The organism is Bremerella cremea (genome assembly GCF_003335505.1).
Lineage (GTDB): Bacteria > Planctomycetota > Planctomycetia > Pirellulales > Pirellulaceae > Bremerella > Bremerella cremea_A.
Genome location: NZ_QPEX01000045.1, coordinates 99,368 through 124,034, shown reverse-complemented (window position 1 = coordinate 124,034; position 24,667 = coordinate 99,368). Strand labels below are relative to the sequence as shown.

The window sequence follows — 24,667 nt, the reverse complement described above, 5'->3', positions numbered from 1 at the left end:
CGTCGTTTTTTGCTGTGCGACGAACGGCTCGGCTTTGGCGAGTCCGTTTCGTGCCGATGGGTACTTTCCCTCTTTCTGCACTTTGAATTTACCCCGTTGCGTATTTGATTTTGGAAAGGAAGCGTCGCGATGAAGTCGCTATTTCATATTGCAGTGTTAGGTTTGTTTGCTTTGGCAATCGGGTGTACTCCGGCAAGCACGACGGTTGAGCAGGTCACCATTCCCCTGTCCGATCAAATCAAGGCCGATCTCGATTCGATCGCCGCTTCCAATCAAACCGGAAGTGAAATGATCCCGCTTGGTGAGAAGATTAACGAGTTCGCGAAAGAACAACCCGAGAAAGGGACGGAACTGCAGAAGGATTACGAGAAGCTCAAGCATGCTCACGGCCATGCCGCTGGGACGCTGGCCAAAAAAATGGCCGCCAAGTTATAAGGCGGCCTTCTGGCGAAAGTTGTCGCTCTGTTCGGAAGAGATGTTCTCGCTGAAAACGTCCTCTCGGACGGAGCTTGATGTTCTCCGATTCATAGAACCACGGTTGGCAGACGCTCTGTGATTAAAATCGTTTGTACGCTACCGACGTACTGATTTTTCTTTTTCTCTCCTTGGCAGGGGCTCGGTGGAATGTTTTGAAGTTTCCAGGTCTATCTTTAAGCTTGAGATTTGCGGACAGACCGCAACAACGTTTCATGCGGAATCTGAATGGTGTTTCTGTTTTTTATCCGTTTTTGGTTCTTTACTTTTTTTGCTGCAAGTCGAGTCGCATAAATATCTTGCGATAGGAAAATGCGTTTGATGGGGGTTGAACCTAGGGTAATGATGACTTGATAAATGTGATTTTATGGGTAGTATTTGATAATTATGACCGTGATAAACGGGTGTGATGTCGCCCCCTACCCATGCTCACACCTGTCAGTGAATCTGCAGAAGTCCTGGTTTTTCTTTTTCTAGTTTTCTTCTTTCCCCTTGCCCCCCATTCCTTTCATGCAAAACAGAAAACGATTGGGCTTCACATTAGTGGAGCTTCTGGTGGTGATTGCCATCATTGGTGTATTGATTGCGTTGCTGTTGCCTGCTGTCCAGCAGGCGCGCGAAGCTGCTCGCCGAATGCAATGTACGAATAATTTGAAACAGCTTGGTATCGCATTCCATAATTACCACGATACCTTCAAGACCCTGCCGGCGATGAATTATCGCCCAACCGGAAAAAATCCCTACCTTGGCTATGGAGCCATGGTGCGTATTTTGCCGTTTATTGAGCAGAATAACCTGTACGATCAACTGCAGGTTACTTCGCTCAATTTCGGTCGTGACTGGGCCGATGGCGCGAATGCTACGCTTCGCCAAACCAAGATCGAAGCCTATTTATGTCCGTCCGACACAGGGTATCCCAGCAATCCATCCGGCGGGAGCTGGCATGATGGTCCTGGTAGCAATTACGGCGTCAGTTTTGGCTCGTCACGAAGCTGGGCCAGTGTTTCAAATCAAAACGGTATGTTCCGCGGGCCGATCGGATGGGATGGGACAAACGAAACCGGTGGCAAGCCAGAAATGGGTTTCAATGGTGTAACCGATGGCCTGAGCAATACTCTGATGGCTTCCGAGCATCTGGTGGGTGACGACAATGACGATGTACTAGCAAATGGTAACACTTCCGAACCACGCGAAGGTTCCGACGTTTCCTGGAACCAATATCCCACGCAATCTGATATTGATACTTTTGGTCAAGCATGCCAGGGAATCACGACCCACAACGGCACCAATGGACAGCATTGGATCATGTCATTACCTACCCAGACAGCGCTGAATACGGTTGCTCCGCCAAACTGGAAGTATCCAAACTGTCAGACCAGCGGTAGTGGTATCGCCTCAGACCGCGACGGCGTTTACGCTCCACGTAGCCGTCACCCAGGTGGGGTGCTGTGTGTTGCGGGCGACGGCTCGACAAAATTCGTTACGGAAACAATCGACCTCACGTCATGGCAGTCGTTTGGTGGGCGTAACGATGGTAAACCCGTCACCTTACCGTAACACTTCTAAAGAGCCGTTTTACGCTCTAGCTTAAAAATTTGGTCAACTTGGCAAGCCGATTCTGCCGTCTTGTGAGACGGCAATCGGACTTGCCAAGTCGATCCGTTCTCAGCTCAACGTCTATTTCAATAGAGAAAGTAGGTACGCCGATGGCGTCGTCAATTCGTATCGCCTTATTGATGTTTGCGGGATTAATCGTTGGTTGTGGTCCGGGTGGAACTCCAGTACCCGAGAATAAGATTCCAGTTACTGAGATGATACGCAATGACTTGAAGTCGATTGTTTCCAATAATCAACTAGGCAGCGAAATGGTCACCATTGACGAAAACTTGAAGAAGCTGGCCGAGAGCGAGCCTGAAAAGGCAGCAGAACTTCGCAAGGAGTATGAGAAGCTGGAAAAGGCGAGTGGTCGACCTGCTGCACAAGCCAAGAAGATGATGGAGAAGCTTTAATCGGCTTCTGTGCTTAGAACATTTTCGTCGGTGATCGACGACTAATCGCCGACGAAGTGTTTTAACTAGGCAGTTCTTCCTCGATCCATCATTTCACTTTTTACGCTACCTCATAAGTCCCTTATCGCTCCTCGTAGAACCACTCGATCGGAAGACGTTGTGTGTTGGTTACGGCCAGGCCGTTGTTCTCGCGGCGATCGCCGGCGCAGTAGGCCATGACGGCGTGGCCATCGATGAAGTCGAGGGCGATGTAGCAGTACCAGCCATTTGGGTTGTCTTCTAGGGTTTTCACGTGCGTCCAAGTCTTGCCGTCATCTTGAGAGATGGCCGACCGAAGTGGTGTTCGCTTTCCTTTTAGCGTAGTTGGAATGTTGGAGTGATCGTTCCAGATCAGCAGCAAGTCGCCTGTGCTGGGAATGCGTTCGATGGTGGCAGGCGAAAGAGGGGAAAGCATGTTCGACGGTTCTAGCTGCGACCAGGTCTCTCCACGGTCGCTACTGTAGGTCACAAATTGGCTACCGGCGTCGGTGCGAATCCACATCATGAGTCGTCCGTCGGTCAGTTCGACGACACCTGGTTCCTGAGAAAGAACATCTTTGCCGTTTCGTGGGGCTGCCCGTGGTGCGTATTGGCTGCGCTGCCAGGTCGCACCGGCATCGTCCGAGTAATATACAAGTGTCTCGGCTGCGTTGTTTCTTTTCGGCATGCCAGGGCCTACGTGCTGGGCCACCGGGGCAATCAAGCGACCATCTTGCAGTTGCACGACTCGGTCGTTGTTCATCACATAGTAGCCCATGTCTTCATCAGGGATCACGCAGGTGGCTTCGCCCCACGTTTTCCCTTCGTCGGTACTGATCCGCATTTGGGGGCGACAGTCGGTATGCGAGTTCTTGCGAAGGTAAAACAGGGCCAATCGCCCATCGGCGAGCCGCAGCAGCGAGACCGACATAACGTTGAGCCCCGCTTCGTTGGGAATCACCAACTGGTCTTCTGGCGACCAGGTTTTCCCACCGTCGGCAGAAACACGGCTGGCTAGGTGCGCCTGGGCGTGGTCGCCGGAGCCTCCGACGAAATGGGTGTAAATCAAAAGGACTTTGCCATCTTTCAGTTGGACGACATCCCCTTCACTGTTGCGTGGATTGTCGGGGCCGGGTGGCAAGGCAATGTTCGATTGAGGAGGATCGGCCAGGGTGGTCGAGATTAGCGAGGTGAAACCAAGCAAGGCGAGCAAAAGCAACGAGGTTCGTTTCATCGAGTTCCTCCGAAATCACAAACAAGGGATGAAGCTGGCAAGGCCCTCATCATACGTTCCCTAGTTGAGGGAAACGACCAAAAAATGGTATTTGAATGTGCCGAAAATTCTTTGCCCTGCGTGTCACAAAGCAGCCGGTGAAATCGTCTGGTTGGTAGTAACGGGGAAAGAACCCCAAGTGCGAGCTATCTACATACCAGCGGAGTAATGGTTATGAACGTTCAAGAAACGAAGACGCAACTGGAAGCCTTCGGACAGAAATACGACTACGATATGGGCTACATGGTTCAGCTCTTGGAAGATTCGCCGCGAGCATTTGAAGCGTTTGCGGCAGCTCAAGCGATGGGGCATGTTCATCAGCAACTCCCTCTAGATGCGTTCTTTGTTGCGCGGGTTACCGCGATGAAGACCGACGATTGCGGACCATGTTTGAACTTGGGATTGAAAATGGCAGCCGAAGCTGGCGTCGATCGCGAGATTCTGACCAACGCCGTCAAGGCACCTGAAAAGTTGCCAGCGCCGCTGAAAGACATTCACGATCACACGGTAGCGACGTTGCTGAATGAAGGGGACGATGCCGATCGGATGGAACGCATTCGCAACCACTACGGCATCGAAGCGTTCGCTGAGCTGGCAGTTGTCATCACGGGTTGCCGTATCTACCCAACCCTGAAGCGAGCGATGGGGATGGCTGCCTATTGCGAAGTGGTTTCATTCGACTTTTGATGTAAGAGACGATTAGCCGCTACGCTTAATAGCGAATCAGTACAGGGCGAAAGTATGGTCAGTGGTCACGAATTTGAAGCGTTGCGGCAAGAACTGATTGGATTCAGTTATCGGATGCTGGGAAGCATGCCCGATGCTGAGGATATCGTTCAAGAAGCTTATGTCCGCTGGGAACAAGCAGGCCGACCGGAACTCGATTCGCCACGAAGCTGGTATCTGCGAGTTTGCGCGCGGCTTTGTTTAGATCGGATAAAATCGGTACGCTATCAACGCGAGATGTATATTGGGCCGTGGCTGCCAGAACCAATCCTGCCAGATCATGCCGAGCAGGCGGAACTGGATGAGACGGTTTCGATTGCCCTGATGCTAACCATCGAACGATTGACGCCAACCGAGCGGGCCGCATTTATCTTGCATGACCTGTTTGGGTACGAGTTTGCCGAAGTGGCAGAGATCGTGGGGTTGAAGCCCGATCATTGTCGCCAGTTAGCCCGCCGAGCACGCGAACATTTACGTGGCGAGAAGCAACGATCGCGTATCGATGTCGATGGCGTGCGTCGCATTTCGGATGCGTTCTTTCAAGCGATCCAAGCTGGCGACTTGGCCGCCCTTCGCAGCGTGTTGACCGAGGATGTGACGCTTTATACCGATAGTGGTGGAAAAGTCAGTGCCGCCAAAGCTCCCGTGGTTGGTTTCGACAGCGTGACCACGTTCCTGATTCGTGTGTTTAAGAACGCACAACGTGAATACCCCTTTGAATTGCGAACCGTCTGGTTTAACGGCTCGCCGGGGGTGCTTTGCATCTTAAACGGCGAAAAGATATCGGCCTTTCAGTTTGAACTGATCGAAGGACGAATCAATACGGTCTTCGTTCACCGTAACCCGGACAAGCTGGCTCCGCTGGATCAGGCCGCAAACCGGGCGTTACCATGAATGGTTTTCAGCGGCAGCGAATCGGAAGTTCCATTCTTTTTGTCCGCATCTTTCACCGATTACGCGATGTTAGATAAACCGGTCTGCACCTATTGGCTTGTCTGTCCAGATACTAATTGCGACGCCGGTTGAAGAACCTTACTGAAATGGTTGCGTATGATGTTGCCGTACATGGTTCGAGCTACGCTGTCCATTGCGTTGGCTTCACCTTTCACGCCCGTCTTTCTTGTGCTGCTGGGGTTAGCGGTGGTGATACGTTCGCATACCCCGGTGACTTGGCACCCACGAGAAATGGTTGTGTTGTTACCTCTTTTGGTCACCGTAGCCCTGATTGTTTTTGGCGAGGTGATGGCCTTGAAACATGGGATAGGCCCACTTTGGTCGTGGCAACAACTGACGATCAGAGCCTTGCTTCTCTCGCAGATCGTAATGTCCGGAGCGATCTTGTGGGGCTTGAAAGGTCTCCGGATATCCTGCCTCTTTTTGCTGCTCTTCGAGTTCTGTCTATCACTCGCAGCTGGGTTCGAGGCCGCTATGAGTGTCTCGAATCGATGGTTGTAAGGGCCCATGAACGCACGACCTCAAGAGAAGAGACGCGTTATGTCCCTGCTTCTAGATCAAGGTATTCGACCGGAACATTCTTCAGCACTTCTTCCATGCTCGTTTCCCCTTGGGCGACTTTGAGCATGGCTGCTTTGCGGAAGGTGATCATCCCGAGGTGTTCAGCGGTCTTCTCTAGTTCGTGAGTTGGACGCCGAGCGATGATGGCTTCGCGCAGAGTGCGGTTGATTGTCACCATTTCAAAAATGGCTGTCCGACCGCAGTAGCCTTCGTTTTCCGCCGTTGGATCAGGCCCGTAGAACGAGGTGCCTTCTCCTGGTTCAAGCAGCGATTGGATATCGGCAAATGTATTGCCGGTGTCTCCCAGTTCGTAACGGACACGTGTGTTGGGATCGAGTTTGCGGACCAGGCGTTGGGCGATCACGCCCCGGAGGCAACTAGCGAGGAAGAATGGGTGGATGTCGAAGGCCAGCATGCTTTGCACGGCTCCGGTGGCCACCGGCGAATGCAGGGTCGCGAACACAAGATGCCCACTGTTGGCAGCACGGACAGCCGTCAGAGCGGTTTCTTTATCGCGGATCTCACCCACCATGATGATGTCGGGCTGCTGACGAATGACGCCACGCAGCAGGTCCGGAAAATCGAGCCCGATCTTCATGTTGACCTGAGATTGGCGAATGCCTGGCAGCGAGAATTCGATGGGATCTTCCAGCGTGTTGATCTTGCGATTGCCATCGTTCAGATGCTGAAGGCAAGCGTAAAGGGTGGTCGTCTTGCCGGTTCCGGTTGGGCCGGTAACCAAGACCAAGCCAGACTCGGACTGCAGCATTTCCATCAATGCTTGTCGGTCGTGTCGGCCCAGGCCGATTTCGTCGATCGAAAGCAGGCTCGACTTGCGATCCAGCAAGCGGAACGTCAAGTCTTCCCCTTCGCGTGTGGGGATGATGCTCATCCGCAGGTCGATGATTTTCTCGTCGTCGCGATAGAACCAGCGGCCATCTTGCGGGCGGCGACGTTCGGCGATATCGAGCCCGGCCAATGCTTTGGCGTAGTTCAGCAGTTGACGACCTTCGCTGGTAGGCAGCGTGGTGATCGTTTTCATCCTGCCCCAGAGTCGCATCGAGATCTGGTACTCGGGATCGCCTGAGAAGACAAAAATATCGCTCGCACCCACCAAGTGGCAATGCTCGATCAGCAGCCGCATCAAGGCTTCCGGTTCGAGCGTGGTGACGTCGATGTTTGTAAATTCGATACCGTGGGAGTTATTCTTGGGAACTGACACCGGCGAGTTTCTCCGCTTCCGCGACGTTGGCCGCGTTTTCAAAAACTAAATCCATACGCATCAATCGAAAGACATTGGCGACCACCGGAGGAGCCGAGTGGCAGATCATACGGCCGCCGTTATCCTTGAACTTCTTATGGCAGACCAGCAGCCAACCAATTCCGCTTGAATCGACCATCTCGGCATCGCGAAGGTTAAGCAGAACGTTCCGCTGGTAAGCATGCTCTCCTAAAAGGTCGGCAATCAGATCGGCGTCACGCGAGGTCGCATCTTGGGTTACCTTGCCAAAGACGGCGACGTGGACAACGTTATCCTTGATGGAGCTAAGTTCTAAGTTCATGGAAAAGTCAGGTCGTCATGCTGTGGTTGCCGGAAGCAACAGGACAAAAGGAGGTAACGTCTTGAGGAGAGGTTTACCGGGTCTCTGGGAAGAGACGAGTTCCGGGCATGAAGGGAATTTCTAAGCAGGTTAATCGGTGGCTTAATCGAACGTACGACAAGTCAGGCCACCGTCTGCTAGGATCGTAGTACCTGTAATGTAAGCTCCTGCGTCACTACCAAGCAATAAAGCTGGGCCTACCATGTCGATAGTTTTTCCCCAGCGTTTAAGCGCCGTGCGCTCCGCGAAGCGTTGTTTTTGTTCTTCGTTGAGTAGACTCATCGGCAAATCGGTGGCAATCGGACCAGGGCAAATACAGTTGACCGTAATACCGTGGGGGCCAAGCTCCAACGCATGAGCTTTCGCCATGCCGATCAGCGCCGCTTTCGTGCCTGAGTATAAACCGCGACCAGGGTTCGAGGCCAACGCCATCACGCTTGAGAGGTGGATGATCCGCCCCCACTGCTTCTCCTTCATGTCGGGCACAACATGGCGAGCGAGACGCATGCACGCGGTGAAATTGAGTTCAAGGACTTCGTCCCAAGTAGTATCGTTTGTTTCTGCTAGTAGTTCAGGGCGGTTTGTGCCGGCGTTGTTGATCAGAATATCGATGCCTTGAAATTCTTGCAGGACATCGATTGCCATCGCATCGACCGCCGCCCGATCGGCCATGTCGCAAACGCGATAGATAACGCGGCTACCTAGGCCTTGGGCAATTTCTTCCGTGGCAGACTTGAGCTCGTCTTCGTTTCGGGCGGTGATGCAGACGTTGGCGCCACATTCTGCAAAGGCCCGGGCCAGGGTTTTCCCGATTCCTTTACTCCCACCGGTGATGAGAGCGGAGCGGCCAGTTAAATCGAATAAGCTTCGAACGGACATGGTCGGCGGCCTCCTGTAAGCGGGATAGAAGATAGGAGTGGCCCGGCTCGGTGAACGAATTTCACGGAGCCAGGCTTGGTTCGGCTGCCTTCCCGTGGTGATTAGGAAAGCGCGTCGACGACCAAATCACCAACTTCGGTGGTGCTGTAGCCCATCTTGCCGGCGCTTTGGCTCTTCATCTTGGTACCGGTGACTGTTTGAATGGCCTTCATCACGCGAGCCCCAGCCGCTGGCTGGCCGGTGTGTTCCAGCAGCATCGCCCCGGCGCTGATGGCAGCGATTGGGTTAATGACGTTCTTGCCGGTGTACTTCGGAGCACTACCACCCATCGGTTCGTACATGCTGGTTCCACCGGCGTCGGGATTGATATTTCCACCAGCGGCAACGCCCATTCCACCTTGGATGATTCCGCCCAAGTCGGTGATGATGTCGCCAAACATGTTGGTGGTGGCGATCACGTCGTAGTATTCCGGATTCTTAACCATCCACATGCAGCACGCATCGACGTGATTGTAATCCGGTTCGACGTCTTGGTAGTCTTTGGCGACTTCCTGGAAAGTCCGCCAGATCAGGTCGTGGCCGTAGGTCAGCACGTTGGTTTTCGCAACTAAGGTCAGCTTCTTCCCTTTGGGGTTGTTACGTTTTTGGGTGTATTCAAACGCCCAACGCAACCAGCGTTCGCAACCTTTCCGCGAGTAAATTGCCGTTTGCGTGGCGACCTCATCGGCGGAACCCTTCTTCAGAAAACCACCAATGCCGGCGTACAAGTCTTCGGTGTTTTCGCGGACAACAACAAAGTCGATGTCTTCGGGGGTCTTGCCTTGCAGGGGTGTTTCGACGCCTGGGTAGAGCTTGACCGGGCGTAGATTGATGTATTGATCGAGCTGGAAGCGAAGTTGCAGGAGCAACCCTTTTTCCAAGATACCAGGGGCAACGTCTGGGTGCCCGACGGCGCCTAGGTAGATCGCGTCGAACTTCTTCAACTCGTCAACGGCACCTTCAGGCAAAATCTCGCCGGTTTTCAGGTAGTGATCGCCACCGAAACCGAATTCGGTCTTGTCGATGGTGAAGCCTTCCAGCTTGGCGACGGCATCCATCACTTTCAAAGCTTCAGCGGTGACTTCTGGCCCGGTTCCATCTCCACCAATAACGGCAATCTTCATGTTCGGCATCTTTTCGGAAGGTGAGGTGTTGAGAAATGACCGATCGCGAGGGTTTTGCCCGGCGCCAAGTCGCTACGGCTCCGGCACGATCAAACCTTCAGTTTATCCGTCAATCCGGGGAGGAACAACGGGCCAAAGCCTCAAGCCAGTTCGCCCCGAGTAAGAAGGGGGAAGTCAAGATCGCCCGGCTCTTGGCGGGCCTATCGGGAGCCGAACCGTGCAAGGCCAGGTCGTTACACGCGACTTCATCGGCCTGGCCTGAAAAAAAGCCAGGTAAAAAGGACGGGCAATTACGAGAAATCAGTTGTCGCTAAACGAAATCGACGCCGCTGGCGTATCGCGACCGACGGGGTCGGTCATGAATCGCTGATAGCAGTCGCGACAGACACGGAAGTCTCGTTCCGGCTGGTCGTCATGCAAGGTTGGGTCGGGGATCGGGTAGACCTGTTCGAGTGTGTCGGCCAAAACGGAGAGGTTATCTCTATCGGTATCGTCGTAGTCGAGTTCGTCGAAGTGGGGCTCAATCTCCAGAAAGGCAGTGACGCGAATGACGAAGCATGGATCACTGCTTTTGTCAAAAACTTGCTGGCAGCACTGGCAAGTAAATTGACTCATCAGAAAAGTCCTTCTGTTTTTCTATCGAGAAGGCCGCATGATGGCGCGGCGAATTAGCACGTTTTCATCCTAACCCGGCGTGACAATCTGAAGCAATACGAGTCTGTAGAATAAAACGCACTAGCGTATTTCGTGCGGAAATATGCGTTAAATCGACTTGACTTATCCACGGAGAGTCGTTCGCTTTTGGCTAAGTCGCAAACGGAACGAGCCTGCGTAAACGCTTGACTCGGAGGGCTTTTTAGGGAGAGATGCTTACAAAAAAAGCCACAACGTTTTGAGTTGTGGCTTTTGAATTCTTTGAGAGTTGCAGACGCCATTACGGTGTCTGTTGGACGATTGCTTATTGATCGGCCAGCGGTGTCTTCTTCTCGGTGATCACTTCACACTGAGGCGCCATTTCGGCGTTCAGCTCGACGAAGCCACTCCATTCTTCCGGAACATTGTCTTCGTGGAAGATCGCTTCGACCGGGCATTCCGGCACACAAGCTTCGCAGTCGATGCATTCTTCGGGATGGATGTAAAGAATCTGGTCCCCTTCGTAGAAACATTCGACGGGGCATACAACGACGCAATCCGTGTACTTGCAGTTAAAGCACGGTTCGCAGACTACGTGAGTCATTCTTTATATCTCCTGGCCAGTGGGCGGCGCTGTTGAAAACATTTTCTCGTTTCGGGGCAGCACGAACTTGGGCTTGCCCCAGATTGCAAGTCGCGTCTATGAAAGGTATTGACGTGACCGTCTTTTGGTTTTTATTCCTGTCTCAACAAGGTGTCAAGGCAACATGGCCTCATTTAGGGCCGGTTTCCAACCTAAAACCAGTATTGAGCTTAAGTCTCAGCTAGTTTAGATTTTTGAACCCTTGTTTCGCTTGTATTTAACGCGCATGGAAGCGTTCGTCATGAAATCTAGTTCGGCTGACTTGCAGTTGTTGGATGAGCTTTTCGCCTCCCCTGCCCTGCATTGGCGACGTTTTATCGACCGTTATGCCAGTACTGTGGTGCAGGTCGTACAGCATTGCCGCCAAACTCAGAAGTGGACGCTGACCAGCAAAGAGGCAGACGACGTGGTGGTGAGCGTCTTCGAGCAGCTTGCCGACAACGACCTGGCTATTCTCCGCCGCTTTGATACGAGCGGCAGTTTCACCACTTTTCTGACGGTTGCTTCCCGAAGAATTGTCGTTCAGGAATTACAAGATCGGGGCGCTGAGCAGCGGATTCAAACGGCCCTGAAGGACGCTTCGTCCGAGCGGTTGCAAATTCCTGGCACTTAAGCAGCTCGCTCGATTAGCGAACGGTTTCTCTATCGCATCCCTCGAATAGGCGGCGAGTTAAATTCTTCTCGCGCTGCCGTCTCGTACACCGGGCGAATCGAGGTGACTTGCCCACCCGGGCTCATGTTCGCCCCTAGGGGGTAACCACCTCTCGATGGATACTGCGGCTGCGTGTTTGTGGGGGCATAGGGATCGAATTGACCGCTGCCAGGGTACGGTTGGCCGACCGGTGCCGGTTGCTGGCCGGGATAGGGCTGGCCGGTGGGAAGTGGTTGCCCGCCGTTTGGATAGGCTTGGTTGGTCGGCGCGTATTGGCCACTGGGGAGCGGTTGTCCGGAAGGAATTTGCATGCCTGCGTTGCCTACCAAGTTGATCTCTGGCACGTCAGGCCGATGCGGTTTGGCGAAGGTGCCGGTTCCTTCGGTCAACTGATTGATACGGTAGCCGATGATTTGAATCGAGAAGTCCGCCCCAGACTTTGGCAGGCGAATGTCGACTTTGTACGGCAGCGAAACGCCAGAGCTCGGATCGTAGCGGTAGTTCGACGCCATGGCCGAGGCGATCGGCTGGCCGGCCATATCGTACATGTGCTGTTCGAGGACGTAACCATATTGCTTGTCGATGACGGTGACTTTGGTGAGTTGGCCGGCGGAAGAGTTCATCGTCGTACGGATTTCGTAGTTACCGGTCGCCGTCGGGAACGGTCCCTGGTGATAGTCGTTCGGATCGAAGCGAGCCAGCCCCATCGCTTGCGCAACCCACGAGGGTTCAACCGGCAAGATGGTCTTGGCCATTGTTTGTTGGAATTGATCGTGCCTCGCATACATCAGGCCAGGCGATTCAAAACCACGTCCCCACACCCAAAATTCTTCTTCATTGCTTCCCAGGTCCAAAAGTTGGCCGGTTAAAGCGGTCTCGCCAATCATGCGAAACTTCATCGGTGGCATCATGTAAATTTGAGCTCGGATAGAAGGAAAACCCTTCAGGCCGAGACTGGCACCGGTTGATTCCAGCGAATGAACCTTTTGCGTGTTCGAGTTGACTTGGGCCATGAGCTGGTCCATCGTCGGCGCGGTCTGGAACACGACTGGCGGCTGATAAAGGGGATCGACAGGACGCATTAACTGCGGACAGCCAGCGCCACACGCCATGCCGACGAGCAAGATCGCGGCAACTGAGTGCCGTTGGAAATGTGTCACAGTCGCATCCTTGCGTTGTGCTGTTATTCGGCTGGGGGATCGCCGGTTTGCAGCAGCGAGGTCAATTCGTTCTGGATTTCGACAATCCGCTTGGCGGTCGGCTCGACGACAGGGATTTTGTACGATCCTTCTCGTTTTAGCCCTACCATCACCAAACGTTGGATACCATCGTCGCCGGTCTCGGTGTCATCTAGCCGCACAATCTTGCGGCGGACCATCAGCAGCGCTACCACGTAGGCGGCGTCTTGTTGCTGAGGATCTTGCAGCAGTTGCTCGAAGTGATCGAGCATAATATCGTGCGGGGCCCAACTGATTTTATTCGACTGCGGATCTGGCATGGTCGCCTTCCACCAGCAGATCGAATTCTCTGGAGGGCCTTCCCAGGCTTCTTTGCTGAAATCTTGCCGTACCACTTCCGCCCCATCTGGCATCAGGACCGAAAAATACTGATCGCCAGGACGAAGCTCGCGCTCGGTGGCGTAGCACTTACGGGTACAGCGTTGAATGTCGAAGTCGATCATGGCAGCCAAGCTCCAATGTATGGGGGCGGCAGATCGTACGGAAATCGTGCGGTCAACTCAAGATGGACGTGTGAAAGTTGCTCCTCGCCATGCTAGCAGATGGTTGAACGCTTTCTGGTAAGAAGCCGGTTTTGCCCACCGATTTCACAGCAGAACACGGATGAATAGGCAAGCAAAAGAAAGCTTGCGTTAAGTAGAAAACGTACCCCGCATAGATTCCCGCTCTATTCAGGGCGTAAGCGTAAGGCTTGTCCCTTCGATGAAGTCTGTTTCCGTCCATTCTTTCCTGGGCTAATATGCCGTGAAGAAGCGGTTGTTGCTGCCGCCGTGGCCGATTTTGATACGGACTTGCTTGGCGCATTTGGGGCAATTGCCGACGTAATGGGTGCCGTCCTTATTTTGGTAAATACGGGCGTAGTAGCTGCAACAGGCGAATTTGATACCAAGAAAGGGACGCACGCGGCGGCCAGTTTCCTGGGGTGGTTGGTTCGGTTCTGGATCGCTGGTGACGTCCAATCGCTCGTTCATGGCATGAGAACTCCGCGGTTTTGCCCGCTATTGGCAATTCAATACGAGAAACTGATTCCATTCATCGGCCAAGGATACCCCCGATTTTGGCTGTTTTGCGGTCAAGGTCCTGGGAATCTCTGCTTTACGGGAAATACGCCGCCTTGACCGAACCTAACTGTGGGAGTAGAGTCATTTCATAGCAAATACACTTACTTGCGAGCAAGATTTCATGAATCTAAACCTTCTACCTCTGCAACTACTGCTAAGCACCTCTGGGTGTTAGGGAAGGTTTCGCGTTCGCACTATAACGAGATTACCAAAAAGCCCTAAGGCCCAACGCCTTAGGGCTTTTTTTGTTGATTGATAACCGATTGTTGATTTGAAGCAGGCTGAGTTTCCCATGTCGATGTTCCCCAAGATCGAAGTTGCTGGAGTGGTCAACGCTGCCGGCCTGCTCCTAGTCGCGCCGGCTTGCGGCCGGCTCTTCGATTTCAACGACATTTCATAAAAACGAACCAACATCAAACACACACCTATCCTATGAACGATTCCACCATCAAAATCTTCGATACCACGCTCCGCGACGGCGAACAATCTCCGGGGGCCAGCATGAACTTGGCCGAGAAAATGGAGATCGCCCAGGCCCTGGTCGACTTGGGGGTCGACATTATCGAGGCTGGCTTTCCGATCGCTTCGCCAGGAGACTTCGAGTCGGTCAAAGAGATCGCCTCGAACATTCGCGGCGCGTCGATCTGTGGTTTGGCCCGCTGCAACCCGCGCGATATTGAACGCGCCTGGGAAGCACTCAAGCATTCCAGCCAACCGCGGATTCACGTCTTCCTGGCGACCAGCGCGATTCACCGCGAGTTCAAGTTGCGGATGACACCGGAAGAAATCATCCAGCGCGGGATCGACTCGTTGAAGTTGGCTTCTTCGTTATGCGACGACATCGAGTTCTCGCCGGAAGACGCCTCTCGGACCGAGCCTGACTTCTTGTGCCGTGTTGTAGAAGCGGCGATTGATGCCGGGGCGACCACCGTTAACATCCCAGATACGGTTGGCTACGCCACGCCCAATCACATGCACAAGATCATCACCGATCTGAAGAACCGCGTCCCCAATATCGACAAGGCCGTGATCAGTGTGCATTGCCACGACGACCTCGGCATGGCAGTCGCCAACAGCTTGGCGGCGGTCGAAGCAGGTGCCCGGCAGGTCGAATGCACGATCAACGGCATCGGCGAGCGAGCCGGAAACGCTTCTTTGGAAGAAGTTGTCATGGCCTTGCGGACTCGGCACGATTACTACAACGTCGAGTCGAAGATCAACACCAAGCGTTTGGTGCCAACCAGTCGGTTGCTTTCCAACATTACCGGCTTGCAGGTGCAGCGGAACAAGGCGATCGTCGGACGCAATGCGTTCGCCCACGAGTCTGGCATCCACCAAGATGGGATGCTCAAAGAGCCCACCACTTACGAGATCATGCGGCCTGAAGATGTCGGGCTCGAAAAGACCGATCTCGTCCTCGGCAAGCACAGCGGACGGGCCGCGCTTTCCGACCGGGCCAAAGCGTTGGGCTATCACTTGTCCGCCGAACAGCTTCAAGTGGTGTTCGAGGAATTCAAGAAGCTGGCCGACAAGAAAAAGGAAATCTACGATGGCGATATCGCCGCGCTGTGCGATCAGCAGATTCGGGGTGATGGCCGTCAGGTGTGGGTTCTGGAATCGCTTGACGTCAGCCATGGCACAGGCAAAGAGCCTTGCGTGAAGATGACCCTGAAACATGGCGACGAAACGAAGTCGGCGGAGATCACCGAAGGAGACGGCCCCATCGATGCTGCCTTCTGGGCGGTCGAACGGATCACCGGCGTGCCGCTGACGTGTAAAGACTTCCAAGTCCGCAGTGCGACCCTGGGCCGAGACGCCTTAGGGGAAGTCACTGTCGAAATCGAGTCCGACAAAAAGGTCGTCCGTGGTCGCGGCAGCTCGACCGATACGGTCCAAGCAACCGTCCATGCAATTCTGGACGCAGTGAACCGGATTTGTCAGATGTAGTCCGATGAGTGTCTGATTGTGGGTTAAATCAATAGCCTGCGGAGCGTTTTCGCTCCGCAGGCTTTTTTCGTGGCCCGTTTGAAGTTTTCAGTGCTCCGTTTTCAGTCAAGAAAAGACGTTGTTGGCATGTTGCGAGTTTCATACTCAAAACTCTTGGGGCTCGTGTTGATGCTGCTTTCGTTCGGTGGGGTTACTTTGTGAGGTGCGCAGCGTGAAGGATGGGCCGATGGTCCATGTGTGGATTTCCAAGGTATTGTGGAACTGTCAACATGGCAAGAAAAACGTTGACGACAAACCAAGCGTGACAGGGCCTGTGGAATCAGGCAGAATGCTGCTCTGGAATGACTAGTATGTTTGGGGCAGGTTCATTTAGGTCGGCACGATGCCGCCAAAAGAGTGTTGGGGCAAGCAATGGACTGGTTAGAAAAACTAAACGCCGAGCGTCGCGGAGATTCTGGCCCGCCTAAGCCGCCACCTCAGAAGCACGAGCCGTCACCAGTAGCCATTGTCGCGCTGATATTACTCGTGCTGGGGCATCTGGCTGCGTACACAGTTTACGACAAGCACGATGGTTTTAGCTTGGCGGCGATGTTGCAAGCAACCACGCTCGGCTTTTGGATTGGGGCTGGACGTGGGCCGTTTTGGCTACGCTGGGGAATCATGGGGATATCGGCGCCCTATTTTCGTTTTTTAATGGAGCCTGAGCCGTGGCCCAGGACGGCGCCAAGAATGAGTATTGAGGGTTCCCCCTTACAGATCGGGCTGTTCCTATTTTGTTTGGCGGTGGTCTGCTCGGTATTGCCCAGGGCGTTTTCTCCCGTTCGCGCGAAATGGCAAGTTACCCAATTCTCCATCGCCGGCATGATGGGAGCGATTGCTGCTGTGGCTTGGGTGTGTGTGATGTGGAGGCCAGCCGTTGTCGAATTCGATCCCGACCGCCGATTTTGGACTGGCTACATGGAAGACGGACTGGCGTTTTTGTCTCTTGCTGTGGTGGTGGCGTGTGTCGGTAGTATTCTCTGTTTTGATCAGCCAGAGGTTCGCAAAACCGTTTTGTGGCGGGCTGTCGGGGTTTGGCTACTTACCCCCTTGTTCTATTTCGCCGCTTCATGGTTTCTTGGAATAGGCTTGGAAGTGGAAATTCTATTTGCGATCGTGATTGCTTACCCCATTACTTTGGTGCTCTTGTATCCACTCGATATCGCAGCCAACGGATTCGGTGTGCGTTGGCTGCGGAAATTGGATGAGAGTCCACCAGCGGACGAGGCAGAGTTGTCCGCTGGTGAAGATGTTGATTAAGGGATCGGCTGCCAAGCGAGTTACTCTGGCAGTTGTTCTTTCACGCTTTGAATAACCATGGGGATATCGGTGCAGTGAATGGACGTCCCCAGCCCTAAGGCCATGTAGTAGTCTTCAACGCTGTGGCCAGGCCAGCAACTGACGATCAGGCCGTTCTTTTGGGCTTCCTTTACCGCTTCGCGCGAAGTCCCTTCCAGGCGACATCCGATCCGCCCGGCACCAAGCTGCTTAGCTCGTTCGATGAGCTCTTTCGAACATGGTTTGCTGGCAATCAGTAAGATAGGAGCTTCGGGATCGAGGGCGTGAATCTCTTTCAGTGGACGTTCGTCGAACGAAGTAAAGACGTAGGTCGAACTTTTCGGCTGTTGCTTTTGGGCGGCTTGGTGCAGCTTCTGGCAGTATTCGGAAATCCGCTCGTTGGGATAAAGCTTCTTGTTGCTGGTTTTCATTTCCAGCTCCAGATAAACGCCTGGCTTGTCGGCAAAATAGCCCAAAAGTTCATCCAGGAACAGGAACTTCTGTCCCTTCTTGGTCACCACGTCTTTCAGTTCGGCGGCGGTCTTGTCTTCGATCGCGCCGGTGGCTTGATGGGTGCGGTCGAGGCTATCGTCGTGCAGCACGACCAGGACACCATCTTTCGTCATACGAATATCGGTTTCGAAGCCACGAATGCCCCGTTCGTAGCAATTGCGAAACCCTTCCATGGTGTTTTCTTCAAACTCATGGGCGCCGCCTCGATGGGCCATGATGATGGGCCCTTTTTCTGAAGCAGAAAGAAAGCTGCTTGAAGTGATAAGGCAAGTAATCAGCAGTAAGCTGCGGGAAACGAAGCAAAGCATGGTGGGAAACTCGTGTGTCAGGAGGGAGGGAAAGAGGTGAGCTAACTAATGATTTTAGCTTACCACCGCGACTGGGACTGGTCTGCAGTGGAAATGAAAAGCTTGGCAGAGCATATTTCCGGCCTGAAAATTTCGCATCGAAGTCAAACTTCACCGTGGCGGGACGATGCTTGCTGCCAGTGGGGCGATCGGCCCTTCTGGCATACTTGAATTGCCCATACGGGACAGGTAGCTTGAGGGGCTGCCTCTTCTTGATTTTCCCACCCAAAGAAAGCCCCGCCGTGATTCGATTTGCCAGCGCAGTGTTTGCCCTGCTCGTTATTTCTTGTGTGGTCACACCCTGCTCCGCTCAACAAACGGATCGCCCTGAGGCGAATCGCCAGCAGGAATTAAAGGTCCTGGGCGAGGTCGCCGACTTGGCGCTCTTGCCGCCGGTGCTTAATACCGATCCAGAGCCGAAATATGAGGTCGCTAATCTTGCATACGGGATGACGATTGGGATCGAGCGGACGCCCAAAGGGCGTTTGTTTGCGGCATGGATCGGTGGCGAAGATGGTCCTAAGGCATACATGCTGGTTGCTAAAAGTGATGATGATGGTCAGACGTGGAGCGAGCCGCTGCTGGTGATCGATGGTCGGGCTTCGCATTTGCCGCTTCCTCGTTCGGTAATCGTAGGCAACTTATGGATCGACCCATTGGGACGGTTGTGGGTCTTCTTCGATCAAACGATGAACCACTTCGACGGGCGAGGTGGCTTGTGGTTCACACGTTGCGACGATCCCGACGCCGATACGCTCGTTTGGACCGAACCGAAACGGATCTGGCATGGCTCGATGCTTAACAAGCCGACGGTACTTGAAAACGGCGAGTGGGTTATCTTCGCACAGCTTCTGCAATCGAACGGATTCGGCCCGTTTTCCGTGGGGCTGTTCCCCGAGTTGGAGCCGATGCGGGGGGCGAACCTATTGGTGTCGACCGATCAGGGAGAAACATGGACATACCGTGGCGGCGTGAAAATGCCGCAGCCAGATTGGATGGAACATCGGGCGATTGAGCGGAACGATGGTTCGCTGTGGATGCTTACTCGGACCCGCGTTGGCCCCATGCTCAGTATTTCTGACGACAAGGGACGAACCTGGAGCGAGCCGACCTTGCCGCCGCAAATTAAACATCCAGCGGCTCGTTTTCATTTACGAAAACTGGCTTCCGGTAAGTGGCTGCTGGTGAAGCATGGCCCGAAAATCGACCAGCACCAAGGCCGCAGCCAGCTAACGGCGTGGCTTTCAGACGACGAAGGCCAGAGTTGGTACGGCGGGTTGATGCTCGACGAACGGAAAGGTGTTTCCTACCCAGATGGTTTTCAGGCTCCGGATGGATCGATTTACATTTCGTACGATTGGGAACGTAGCAAGAAGGGGCATATCTTACTGGCCAAGTTCACCGAGGCCGACGTAGCTGCCGGCAAGCTGGTGAGCGAGGGCTCGAAACTGCGACAACCCATTATGGTGCCGGGGAAGTTGAATCCGGCAGAGTAAGACATTTATCTGAGCGGCGGTCGTTAGGCCACAAATGCCGCGTAATAAAAAATCCAACCAGTGACCGCTGTTAGCAGCATGCCAATCGCGGCGAGGCGGGCCCAGAAAATGTGGGTGTTGCTGTAAGCGTTGGGGGCGGCTGGGTTAGGAAACCGAAGCAGACCATGCCAGATGACAAAGATCCACAGCAGGGGCGTCGGTATGGCGAATAGAAGATGGAAGTAGAGCAGTCCCTTTATTGTGTTCATGCCAATGCTGGAAGGCTCGGCTAAGGCTTCCCAATCGGTGAAGAAACGCATGTCGATTTCAAAAGCCAGCACCGCCAGAAGCAGCACGATGCCGGTGATGACTTGGATCCATTTGTGGACCTCGTACATGCGCCGATAGCGGACAAGGTAGATACTGATCCCCAAGATCAGAATGATACCGAACATGGCCAAGAAGACGAAGTCGATCATGATCGACCCGCGTGTTGGCAGAAAGCCGGCGTTTTGTGCTAACAGACTCATTGCGTTCATCGATTCGCCCCACTGCGAGCGTTGTACGTTTTTAAAGACGCTCGCTTCGTAACAGTATCGTCATACCCCGATGATATCAGGGACGAAAATCTTTCCCAGGTGGGTGGATCTTCAGGTTTATTACGGAGTTACGACATTTCGCCACCGGTCTGCTAGCACGCTGCTCGGTTTCCACCATTTGCCCCGGGAAACTGACCTGTTGGTGATTGCCCTGTTTTGGCATACTCTCGCCCGATTATTTCCCTGGATCCCTTTCTTTCCGAGGAATTATATGCGCGAGCTTTCTCTCTTCATTCCTTACACCGACTGGAACGATTCGATCCGTCAACAGGTGGAAACGATGGAAGAGGTGCTGCGCGGTATGGATCTTCGGAGCGAGATAATTTTGCTTTCTTTGTCCGCCGACTGCCAGGACACCCCGCTACGGTTCGCCCAGCGGGAGGGTATTCGACGGGTAGAGATTCGCCGGCCAAGGACTTACTCATCCGCCCTGTTTTGCGGGACTCAGGTCGCGGAAGGAGAGTTAGTCGTTCACTTGCCAGCCGAAAGCGGTATTCCGGACTCGATTTTGCGAGGAATATTGCAGCAATTGATTCAGCAGGACTTAGTCCTTGTTTCGACAAGTCAGAAACCTGCGTCGCCGGTATCGGTCGTTGCCGATTGGATTCAGCGACGCATGGGGAACCCGGCCCGATTGGACGTTTCGCGGCTAGTTTGGGGAGCCCGTCGTGAAGCACTAACTCGCTTGCCTCAGATACAAGGGTTAAGCCGTGGCTTACCTTTGCTGGTTGGCATGTTGGGTTACCGTGTGGCCTATTGCGCTTCCCCATTGATCGGTGGCCAGCCGATCCAGGCTTCTCCACTTCCCGATTGTTGGTCCTGGAAAGATTGGGCCGGACATCGCTGGTTACAGCAGCGTTGGACCCAAGTCGATTTCAGCGAAGTAGGTACTAGCGCGAATATCCTGCCGGATCTGCGTGTGGCCTTCTTCGAGGACGAATCACGACGCAAGGCGGGCTAGAGCGAGGTTGACGGAACCGATGGAGATATTTTTCAGCGTCGGCGAACCAAGCGGCGATTTACACGGCGCAAACTTGGTTCGCGCGCTTAAATCGCGCCGACCAGACATCCGTTGCGTTGGCTACGGCGGGCCCAAAATGGCCGAGGCTGGTTGCCAATTGCACGAAGACTTAACACGCTGGGCCGTGATGTGGTTCCTGCGTGTGTTCTTGAATTTGCATAACTTTATTGGCTTGATGCTGCGCGCAAATCGCTATTTTCGCGATCACAAGCCAGATGCGGTCGTGCTGATCGACTACCCAGGCTTCAACTGGTGGATTGCTGCCCGGGCCAAAGCGCATGGGATTCCGGTGTTCTATTATGGAACCCCGCAAATCTGGGCTTGGGCTGGGTGGCGAATCGGCAAGATGCGGCGGTTGATCGATCACGCGCTGTGCAAGTTGCCGTTTGAAGAAGGTTGGTATCGCGAGCGCGGTGTCAACGCGACCTACGTAGGACATCCTTACTTCGACGAACTTGAGAACCAGCATCTCGATACCGACTTTTTGCGTCAACAAACGGAAAACACGACCCCGCTGGTGACCTTGTTACCAGGTTCGCGTAGCCAGGAAGTGACCTCGAATCTGCCGGTCTTTCTGGAAACGGCTCGTAAAATTCAACAACAAGTCCCAGAGGTTCGCTTTGCGATTGCCGCGTTTAACGATCGGCATGCTGCCCAAGCGTTCGAGCATGTATTAGCCAGCGGAGTTGAAGCAGAGGTTCACGTTGATTTAACTCCTGAGTTAATCCACAGTGCGACATGCTGCCTGGCATGCAGTGGGTCGGTTTCGTTGGAACTGCTGTACCACGAAAAGCCAGCGGTGATTCATTATCGCATCAGCCGCGTCGCGCATTGGGTGCAAAGCCAGTTTCGCAAGGTGAAGTACATCACGCTGGTTAATCTGCTGGCCCGCGACGATTTGTTTTATGAAAACGGCTACTATACCTACGACCCCGACGCACCAGGCGCTGAAGAGGTGGTTTACCCTGAGTATCTGACCTATCGGAATCGCAGCGATGACATGGCTCGGCGAATTGCTGGTTGGCTCGAAGAGCCCGCTTCAACCCGGCGCATGGTGCAGCAGTTGTGTACGCTGAAAGAACGAGTCGTCGGCCAAGGGGCATCAAGCCGTGGGGCGGATTATATTCTTTCGCACATGGAAGAAACGCAGCGTACCAAAACCGCTACGTCGCAAGCGGCCTAGCCTGATGGGTGTGTTAGGCCGCCAAGACAAAAGCGGGGCTTGCGTGGCTTTTTAGCCCAGCGAAAGCCGTTGCCCTGGGATGGGGACGTGAGGCGTGGCGTTGGTCTCGTGGCGAACCTTGGTGGTCCATTCTTCGATGTTTTGTGCGATGACCGGCCAAGTGTTGTAGTGGCCTGGAATGACATGCGTTGGCTGGAGCAACTTCACTGCTCGGATCGAATCTTCTGCCCCCATGGTGTAGAAGTCGCCAACCGGAAGTATGGCCGCATCGAGACCTAATTCGCCGATCAGTTTCATATCGCTGAACAGCGACGTATCGCCGGCAAAGTAGACCTTACGACCGGCGGTTTCAATCACAAAGCCAGCCGGTGGGCCACCGTAGGTACCATCGGGCAAACCGTTGCTATGCGGGGCCAGGGTCATCCGTACCGAACCTAACGGCAATTTGAACGTGCCGCCGAGGTTCATTCCGGTGACCTTCTTCACCCCTTTGCCAGCGAGCCAAGTTGCGGTTTCCACCATCGTGATCACTTCAGCGCCGGTTCGCTGGGCGATTTCTACCAGGTCGATCGTGCCGTCTTCGTTGGCTCCAAGGTGATCACCATGGCCATGCGTAAGCAGAATGATATCGGCTTCGACCTGATCAGCCGTGATATCGGCAGCCGGATTACCGGTGAAAAAGGGATCGATCAGAATCTTGTGATCGGCCGTATGCAGCGACCAAGTCCCGTGTCCGTGCCAAAGAAGTTGCAGTGCCATGGTGAAGATTCCTTTTTTCTGAGTTGGCTCGCTGAATGAGTGGGGCGCATTATGCCTGCTGGCGGTGAATGCTATCACTTCAGGCAGGGTAAACACGTTTTCGCTTATCGCCGCGAATTCCTCCCAAGGTGAAGCAAAACCTGCCTGATTTCGTGTTTTTCAACACCATAGCGGACACTTCTTAGGATTGCCAAGTCTGGACTCGCATTAAGTTTTCAGACGGGTTCTCCTTTTTCAACGTGGTTGTGAAGTAAGCAAAAAAGCTGATAATTGGGGCATCGATCGTTTACGAATCAACCCACCCATTTTGAATATTCTGGAAAGAGTAACGCCATGGACCAAATCGACCTGGTTCGCAGCTTGAAAACCAAGAACGACTCGAAGATCGTTATGTTTGTGGGGGACGGCCTGGGTGGGCTGCCGCACGAACCAGGCGGCAAAACGGAATTGGAAGCCGCCAAGACTCCGAACCTCGACGCCTTGGCCGCGAAAAGCGTGCAAGGTGCCAGCATACCAGTGAAACCAGGCATCAGCCCTGGGAGCGGTCCGGGGCACTTGGGGTTGTTCGGTTACGATCCACTGAAGCATTTGATTGGTCGCGGGGCCCTGGAAGCCACCGGTATTGGTCTTGTGCTGCAGCCTGGCGATGTTGCCGTGCGTTGCAATTTCTGCACGATTGACGCGGACGGTAAGATTACCGACCGCCGTGCCGGACGTATCCCGACCGAAGAAAGCGCCCCGCTGGCCGAAAGCCTTAACGCGATCAAGATCCCTGGTGTGGAAGTGATTGTGAAGCCGGTTAAAGAACACCGTTTTGTGGTGGTGTTCCGTGGTGGCGACGGTCTGGGTGGCAATGTGCACGATACCGATCCGCAAGCGACCGGTGTTCTGCCGCTTGACCCAGAGGGTGTCGACGAAGCAGGCAAGAAGACGGCTGTGATCGCCAAGCAGTTTGTGGAAGCCGCTAAGAAGATGCTGAAGGACGAGAAGAAGGCCAACTGCCTAACCATGCGTGGCTTCTCGGCCAAGCCTGCGATTCCGTCGTATGAAGATGTCTACGGTTTGAATGCCGCCGCGATCGCTGTTTATCCGATGTACAAGGGCCTCGCCAGCTTGGTCGGAATGGAGATTTTGGGCAAGCCGCAAACCCTGGAAGAAGAGATCAAAGTTCTCGAAGAGAACTGGGACAAGTACGACTTCTTCTTCATCCACTTCAAGTACACCGACTCGAGCGGCGAAGATGGCGATTTCGATGCCAAGGTCAAGCGAACCGAAGAGTTCGACGCACAGATTCCGCGGATTCTGGCATTGAACCCGGACGTGCTGATTGTGACTGGCGATCACAGCACGCCGTCGTTCCTGGCCAGCCACAGTTGGCACCCGGTTCCCACGTTGTTGTACTCGAACTGCTGCCGACCAGATGGCCATAAAACCTTCGGCGAAGACACTGCCTGCCGGGGCGGACTGGGACATTTCGAGGCTCAGTACCTGATGACGCTGGCGATGGCCAACGCTCACCGCTTGCAGAAGTACGGGGCGTAAGCTCCCTTGGCGAAAAACAATGGGCGGCGGAAAGCAGGCTTTGCTTCCGCCGCTTTTTTGTTTCGAAGGAGGCTCTCCC

Annotated in this window: 26 protein-coding genes; 13 read left to right on the top strand and 13 right to left on the bottom strand. The window is 54.0% G+C overall.

What is annotated here, in order from left to right:
* Nucleotides 1–129: 129 nt before the first annotated feature.
* From DTL42_RS21295 to DTL42_RS21285, 3 genes are all read left to right on the top strand, one after another.
* The gene (locus DTL42_RS21295; RefSeq protein ID WP_114371972.1) at nt 130–435 is read left to right on the top strand and encodes a hypothetical protein; all 306 of its coding nucleotides are present in this window, start codon (nt 130–132) and stop codon (nt 433–435) included.
* 549 nt (nt 436–984) lie between these two features.
* Nucleotides 985–2,031: a DUF1559 domain-containing protein gene (locus tag DTL42_RS21290; protein ID WP_114371970.1), complete on the top strand. Its 1,047-nt coding sequence runs from the start codon at nt 985–987 to the stop codon at nt 2,029–2,031.
* Nucleotides 2,032–2,285: 254 nt separating this feature from the next.
* Entirely contained in the window at nt 2,286–2,483 is a 198-nt protein-coding gene (locus DTL42_RS21285) for a hypothetical protein (protein WP_147274391.1), read from the top strand.
* Nucleotides 2,484–2,604: 121 nt separating this feature from the next.
* On the opposite strand, the gene DTL42_RS21280 is transcribed toward DTL42_RS21285, so the two are convergent.
* A complete protein-coding gene (locus tag DTL42_RS21280; RefSeq protein ID WP_114371966.1) occupies nt 2,605–3,735 on the bottom strand; it encodes a sialidase family protein in 1,131 nt (376 codons plus the stop codon).
* Nucleotides 3,736–3,948: 213 nt separating this feature from the next.
* Between DTL42_RS21280 and DTL42_RS21275 the strand changes: the two genes are divergently transcribed.
* From DTL42_RS21275 to DTL42_RS21265, 3 genes are all read left to right on the top strand, one after another.
* Nucleotides 3,949–4,461, top strand: a complete 513-nt coding sequence (locus tag DTL42_RS21275) for a hypothetical protein (protein ID WP_114371964.1) — start codon at nt 3,949–3,951, stop codon at nt 4,459–4,461.
* 54 nt (nt 4,462–4,515) lie between these two features.
* Entirely contained in the window at nt 4,516–5,394 is an 879-nt protein-coding gene (gene sigJ, locus DTL42_RS21270; protein WP_114371962.1) for an RNA polymerase sigma factor SigJ, read from the top strand.
* Nucleotides 5,395–5,550: 156 nt separating this feature from the next.
* Nucleotides 5,551–5,955, top strand: a complete 405-nt coding sequence (locus DTL42_RS21265; RefSeq protein WP_114371959.1) for a hypothetical protein — start codon at nt 5,551–5,553, stop codon at nt 5,953–5,955.
* 37 nt (nt 5,956–5,992) lie between these two features.
* Here the strand turns inward: DTL42_RS21265 and DTL42_RS21260 are convergent, their stop codons facing one another.
* The 6 genes from DTL42_RS21260 to DTL42_RS21230 form a co-directional block, all read right to left on the bottom strand.
* Nucleotides 5,993–7,237, bottom strand: coding sequence for a GspE/PulE family protein (locus DTL42_RS21260; protein ID WP_234824302.1), 1,245 nt, complete (start codon nt 7,235–7,237; stop codon nt 5,993–5,995).
* On the bottom strand, nt 7,218–7,577 hold the full coding sequence (locus DTL42_RS21255) for an STAS domain-containing protein (protein ID WP_114371957.1): 360 nt from the start codon (nt 7,575–7,577) through the stop codon (nt 7,218–7,220). Before DTL42_RS21255 ends, DTL42_RS21260 begins: the two co-directional genes overlap by 20 nt.
* A gap of 141 nt (nt 7,578–7,718) precedes the next feature.
* Entirely contained in the window at nt 7,719–8,495 is a 777-nt protein-coding gene (locus tag DTL42_RS21250) for an SDR family NAD(P)-dependent oxidoreductase (protein WP_114371955.1), read from the bottom strand.
* A gap of 101 nt (nt 8,496–8,596) precedes the next feature.
* The gene (locus DTL42_RS21245; RefSeq protein ID WP_234824301.1) at nt 8,597–9,658 is read right to left on the bottom strand and encodes a 3-isopropylmalate dehydrogenase; all 1,062 of its coding nucleotides are present in this window, start codon (nt 9,656–9,658) and stop codon (nt 8,597–8,599) included.
* A gap of 300 nt (nt 9,659–9,958) precedes the next feature.
* Complete coding sequence (locus DTL42_RS21235; RefSeq protein WP_114371949.1) at nt 9,959–10,273, bottom strand: hypothetical protein; 315 nt, start codon at nt 10,271–10,273, stop codon at nt 9,959–9,961.
* 343 nt (nt 10,274–10,616) lie between these two features.
* Nucleotides 10,617–10,895, bottom strand: coding sequence for a ferredoxin family protein (locus DTL42_RS21230; RefSeq protein WP_114371947.1), 279 nt, complete (start codon nt 10,893–10,895; stop codon nt 10,617–10,619).
* A 280-nt stretch (nt 10,896–11,175) separates the two neighbouring features.
* On the opposite strand from DTL42_RS21230, the gene DTL42_RS21225 reads away from it, so the two are divergent.
* On the top strand, nt 11,176–11,547 hold the full coding sequence (locus DTL42_RS21225; protein ID WP_114371945.1) for a hypothetical protein: 372 nt from the start codon (nt 11,176–11,178) through the stop codon (nt 11,545–11,547).
* Between the two features lie 29 nt (nt 11,548–11,576).
* On the opposite strand, the gene DTL42_RS21220 is transcribed toward DTL42_RS21225, so the two are convergent.
* The 3 genes from DTL42_RS21220 to DTL42_RS21210 all read right to left on the bottom strand — a co-directional run bounded on the left by DTL42_RS21220 (nt 11,577) and on the right by DTL42_RS21210 (nt 13,795).
* A complete protein-coding gene (locus tag DTL42_RS21220; protein WP_114371943.1) occupies nt 11,577–12,746 on the bottom strand; it encodes a hypothetical protein in 1,170 nt (389 codons plus the stop codon).
* Between the two features lie 23 nt (nt 12,747–12,769).
* Nucleotides 12,770–13,267, bottom strand: a complete 498-nt coding sequence (locus tag DTL42_RS21215; protein WP_114371941.1) for a hypothetical protein — start codon at nt 13,265–13,267, stop codon at nt 12,770–12,772.
* A 291-nt stretch (nt 13,268–13,558) separates the two neighbouring features.
* Nucleotides 13,559–13,795, bottom strand: a complete 237-nt coding sequence (locus DTL42_RS21210; protein WP_114371939.1) for a hypothetical protein — start codon at nt 13,793–13,795, stop codon at nt 13,559–13,561.
* Nucleotides 13,796–14,317: 522 nt separating this feature from the next.
* Here DTL42_RS21210 and DTL42_RS21205 point away from each other — a divergent pair.
* A complete protein-coding gene (locus DTL42_RS21205; protein WP_114371937.1) occupies nt 14,318–15,832 on the top strand; it encodes a 2-isopropylmalate synthase in 1,515 nt (504 codons plus the stop codon).
* Between the two features lie 411 nt (nt 15,833–16,243).
* Nucleotides 16,244–17,131: a hypothetical protein gene (locus DTL42_RS21200; protein WP_147274390.1), complete on the top strand. Its 888-nt coding sequence runs from the start codon at nt 16,244–16,246 to the stop codon at nt 17,129–17,131.
* A gap of 20 nt (nt 17,132–17,151) precedes the next feature.
* On the opposite strand, the gene DTL42_RS21195 is transcribed toward DTL42_RS21200, so the two are convergent.
* Nucleotides 17,152–17,970: a glycerophosphodiester phosphodiesterase gene (locus DTL42_RS21195; RefSeq protein WP_114371933.1), complete on the bottom strand. Its 819-nt coding sequence runs from the start codon at nt 17,968–17,970 to the stop codon at nt 17,152–17,154.
* A gap of 281 nt (nt 17,971–18,251) precedes the next feature.
* On the opposite strand from DTL42_RS21195, the gene DTL42_RS21190 reads away from it, so the two are divergent.
* Nucleotides 18,252–19,505, top strand: a complete 1,254-nt coding sequence (locus tag DTL42_RS21190) for a sialidase family protein (RefSeq protein ID WP_114371931.1) — start codon at nt 18,252–18,254, stop codon at nt 19,503–19,505.
* A gap of 23 nt (nt 19,506–19,528) precedes the next feature.
* Here DTL42_RS21190 and DTL42_RS21185 read toward each other — a convergent pair whose 3' ends face one another.
* A complete protein-coding gene (locus DTL42_RS21185) occupies nt 19,529–20,014 on the bottom strand; it encodes a DUF420 domain-containing protein (protein ID WP_234824300.1) in 486 nt (161 codons plus the stop codon).
* Nucleotides 20,015–20,294: 280 nt separating this feature from the next.
* On the opposite strand from DTL42_RS21185, the gene DTL42_RS21180 reads away from it, so the two are divergent.
* Entirely contained in the window at nt 20,295–21,044 is a 750-nt protein-coding gene (locus tag DTL42_RS21180; protein ID WP_114371927.1) for a hypothetical protein, read from the top strand.
* 19 nt (nt 21,045–21,063) lie between these two features.
* Nucleotides 21,064–22,287 (top strand): lipid-A-disaccharide synthase, encoded by a 1,224-nt coding sequence (lpxB, locus tag DTL42_RS21175; RefSeq protein ID WP_114371925.1) that lies wholly within the window; start codon nt 21,064–21,066, stop codon nt 22,285–22,287.
* Nucleotides 22,288–22,338: 51 nt separating this feature from the next.
* Here lpxB and DTL42_RS21170 read toward each other — a convergent pair whose 3' ends face one another.
* Entirely contained in the window at nt 22,339–23,046 is a 708-nt protein-coding gene (locus DTL42_RS21170) for a metal-dependent hydrolase (RefSeq protein ID WP_114371922.1), read from the bottom strand.
* A gap of 333 nt (nt 23,047–23,379) precedes the next feature.
* Here DTL42_RS21170 and DTL42_RS21165 point away from each other — a divergent pair, with 333 nt between their 5' ends.
* The gene (locus tag DTL42_RS21165; protein WP_114371920.1) at nt 23,380–24,588 is read left to right on the top strand and encodes a 2,3-bisphosphoglycerate-independent phosphoglycerate mutase; all 1,209 of its coding nucleotides are present in this window, start codon (nt 23,380–23,382) and stop codon (nt 24,586–24,588) included.
* The last annotated feature ends 79 nt before the right edge of the window (nt 24,589–24,667 follow it).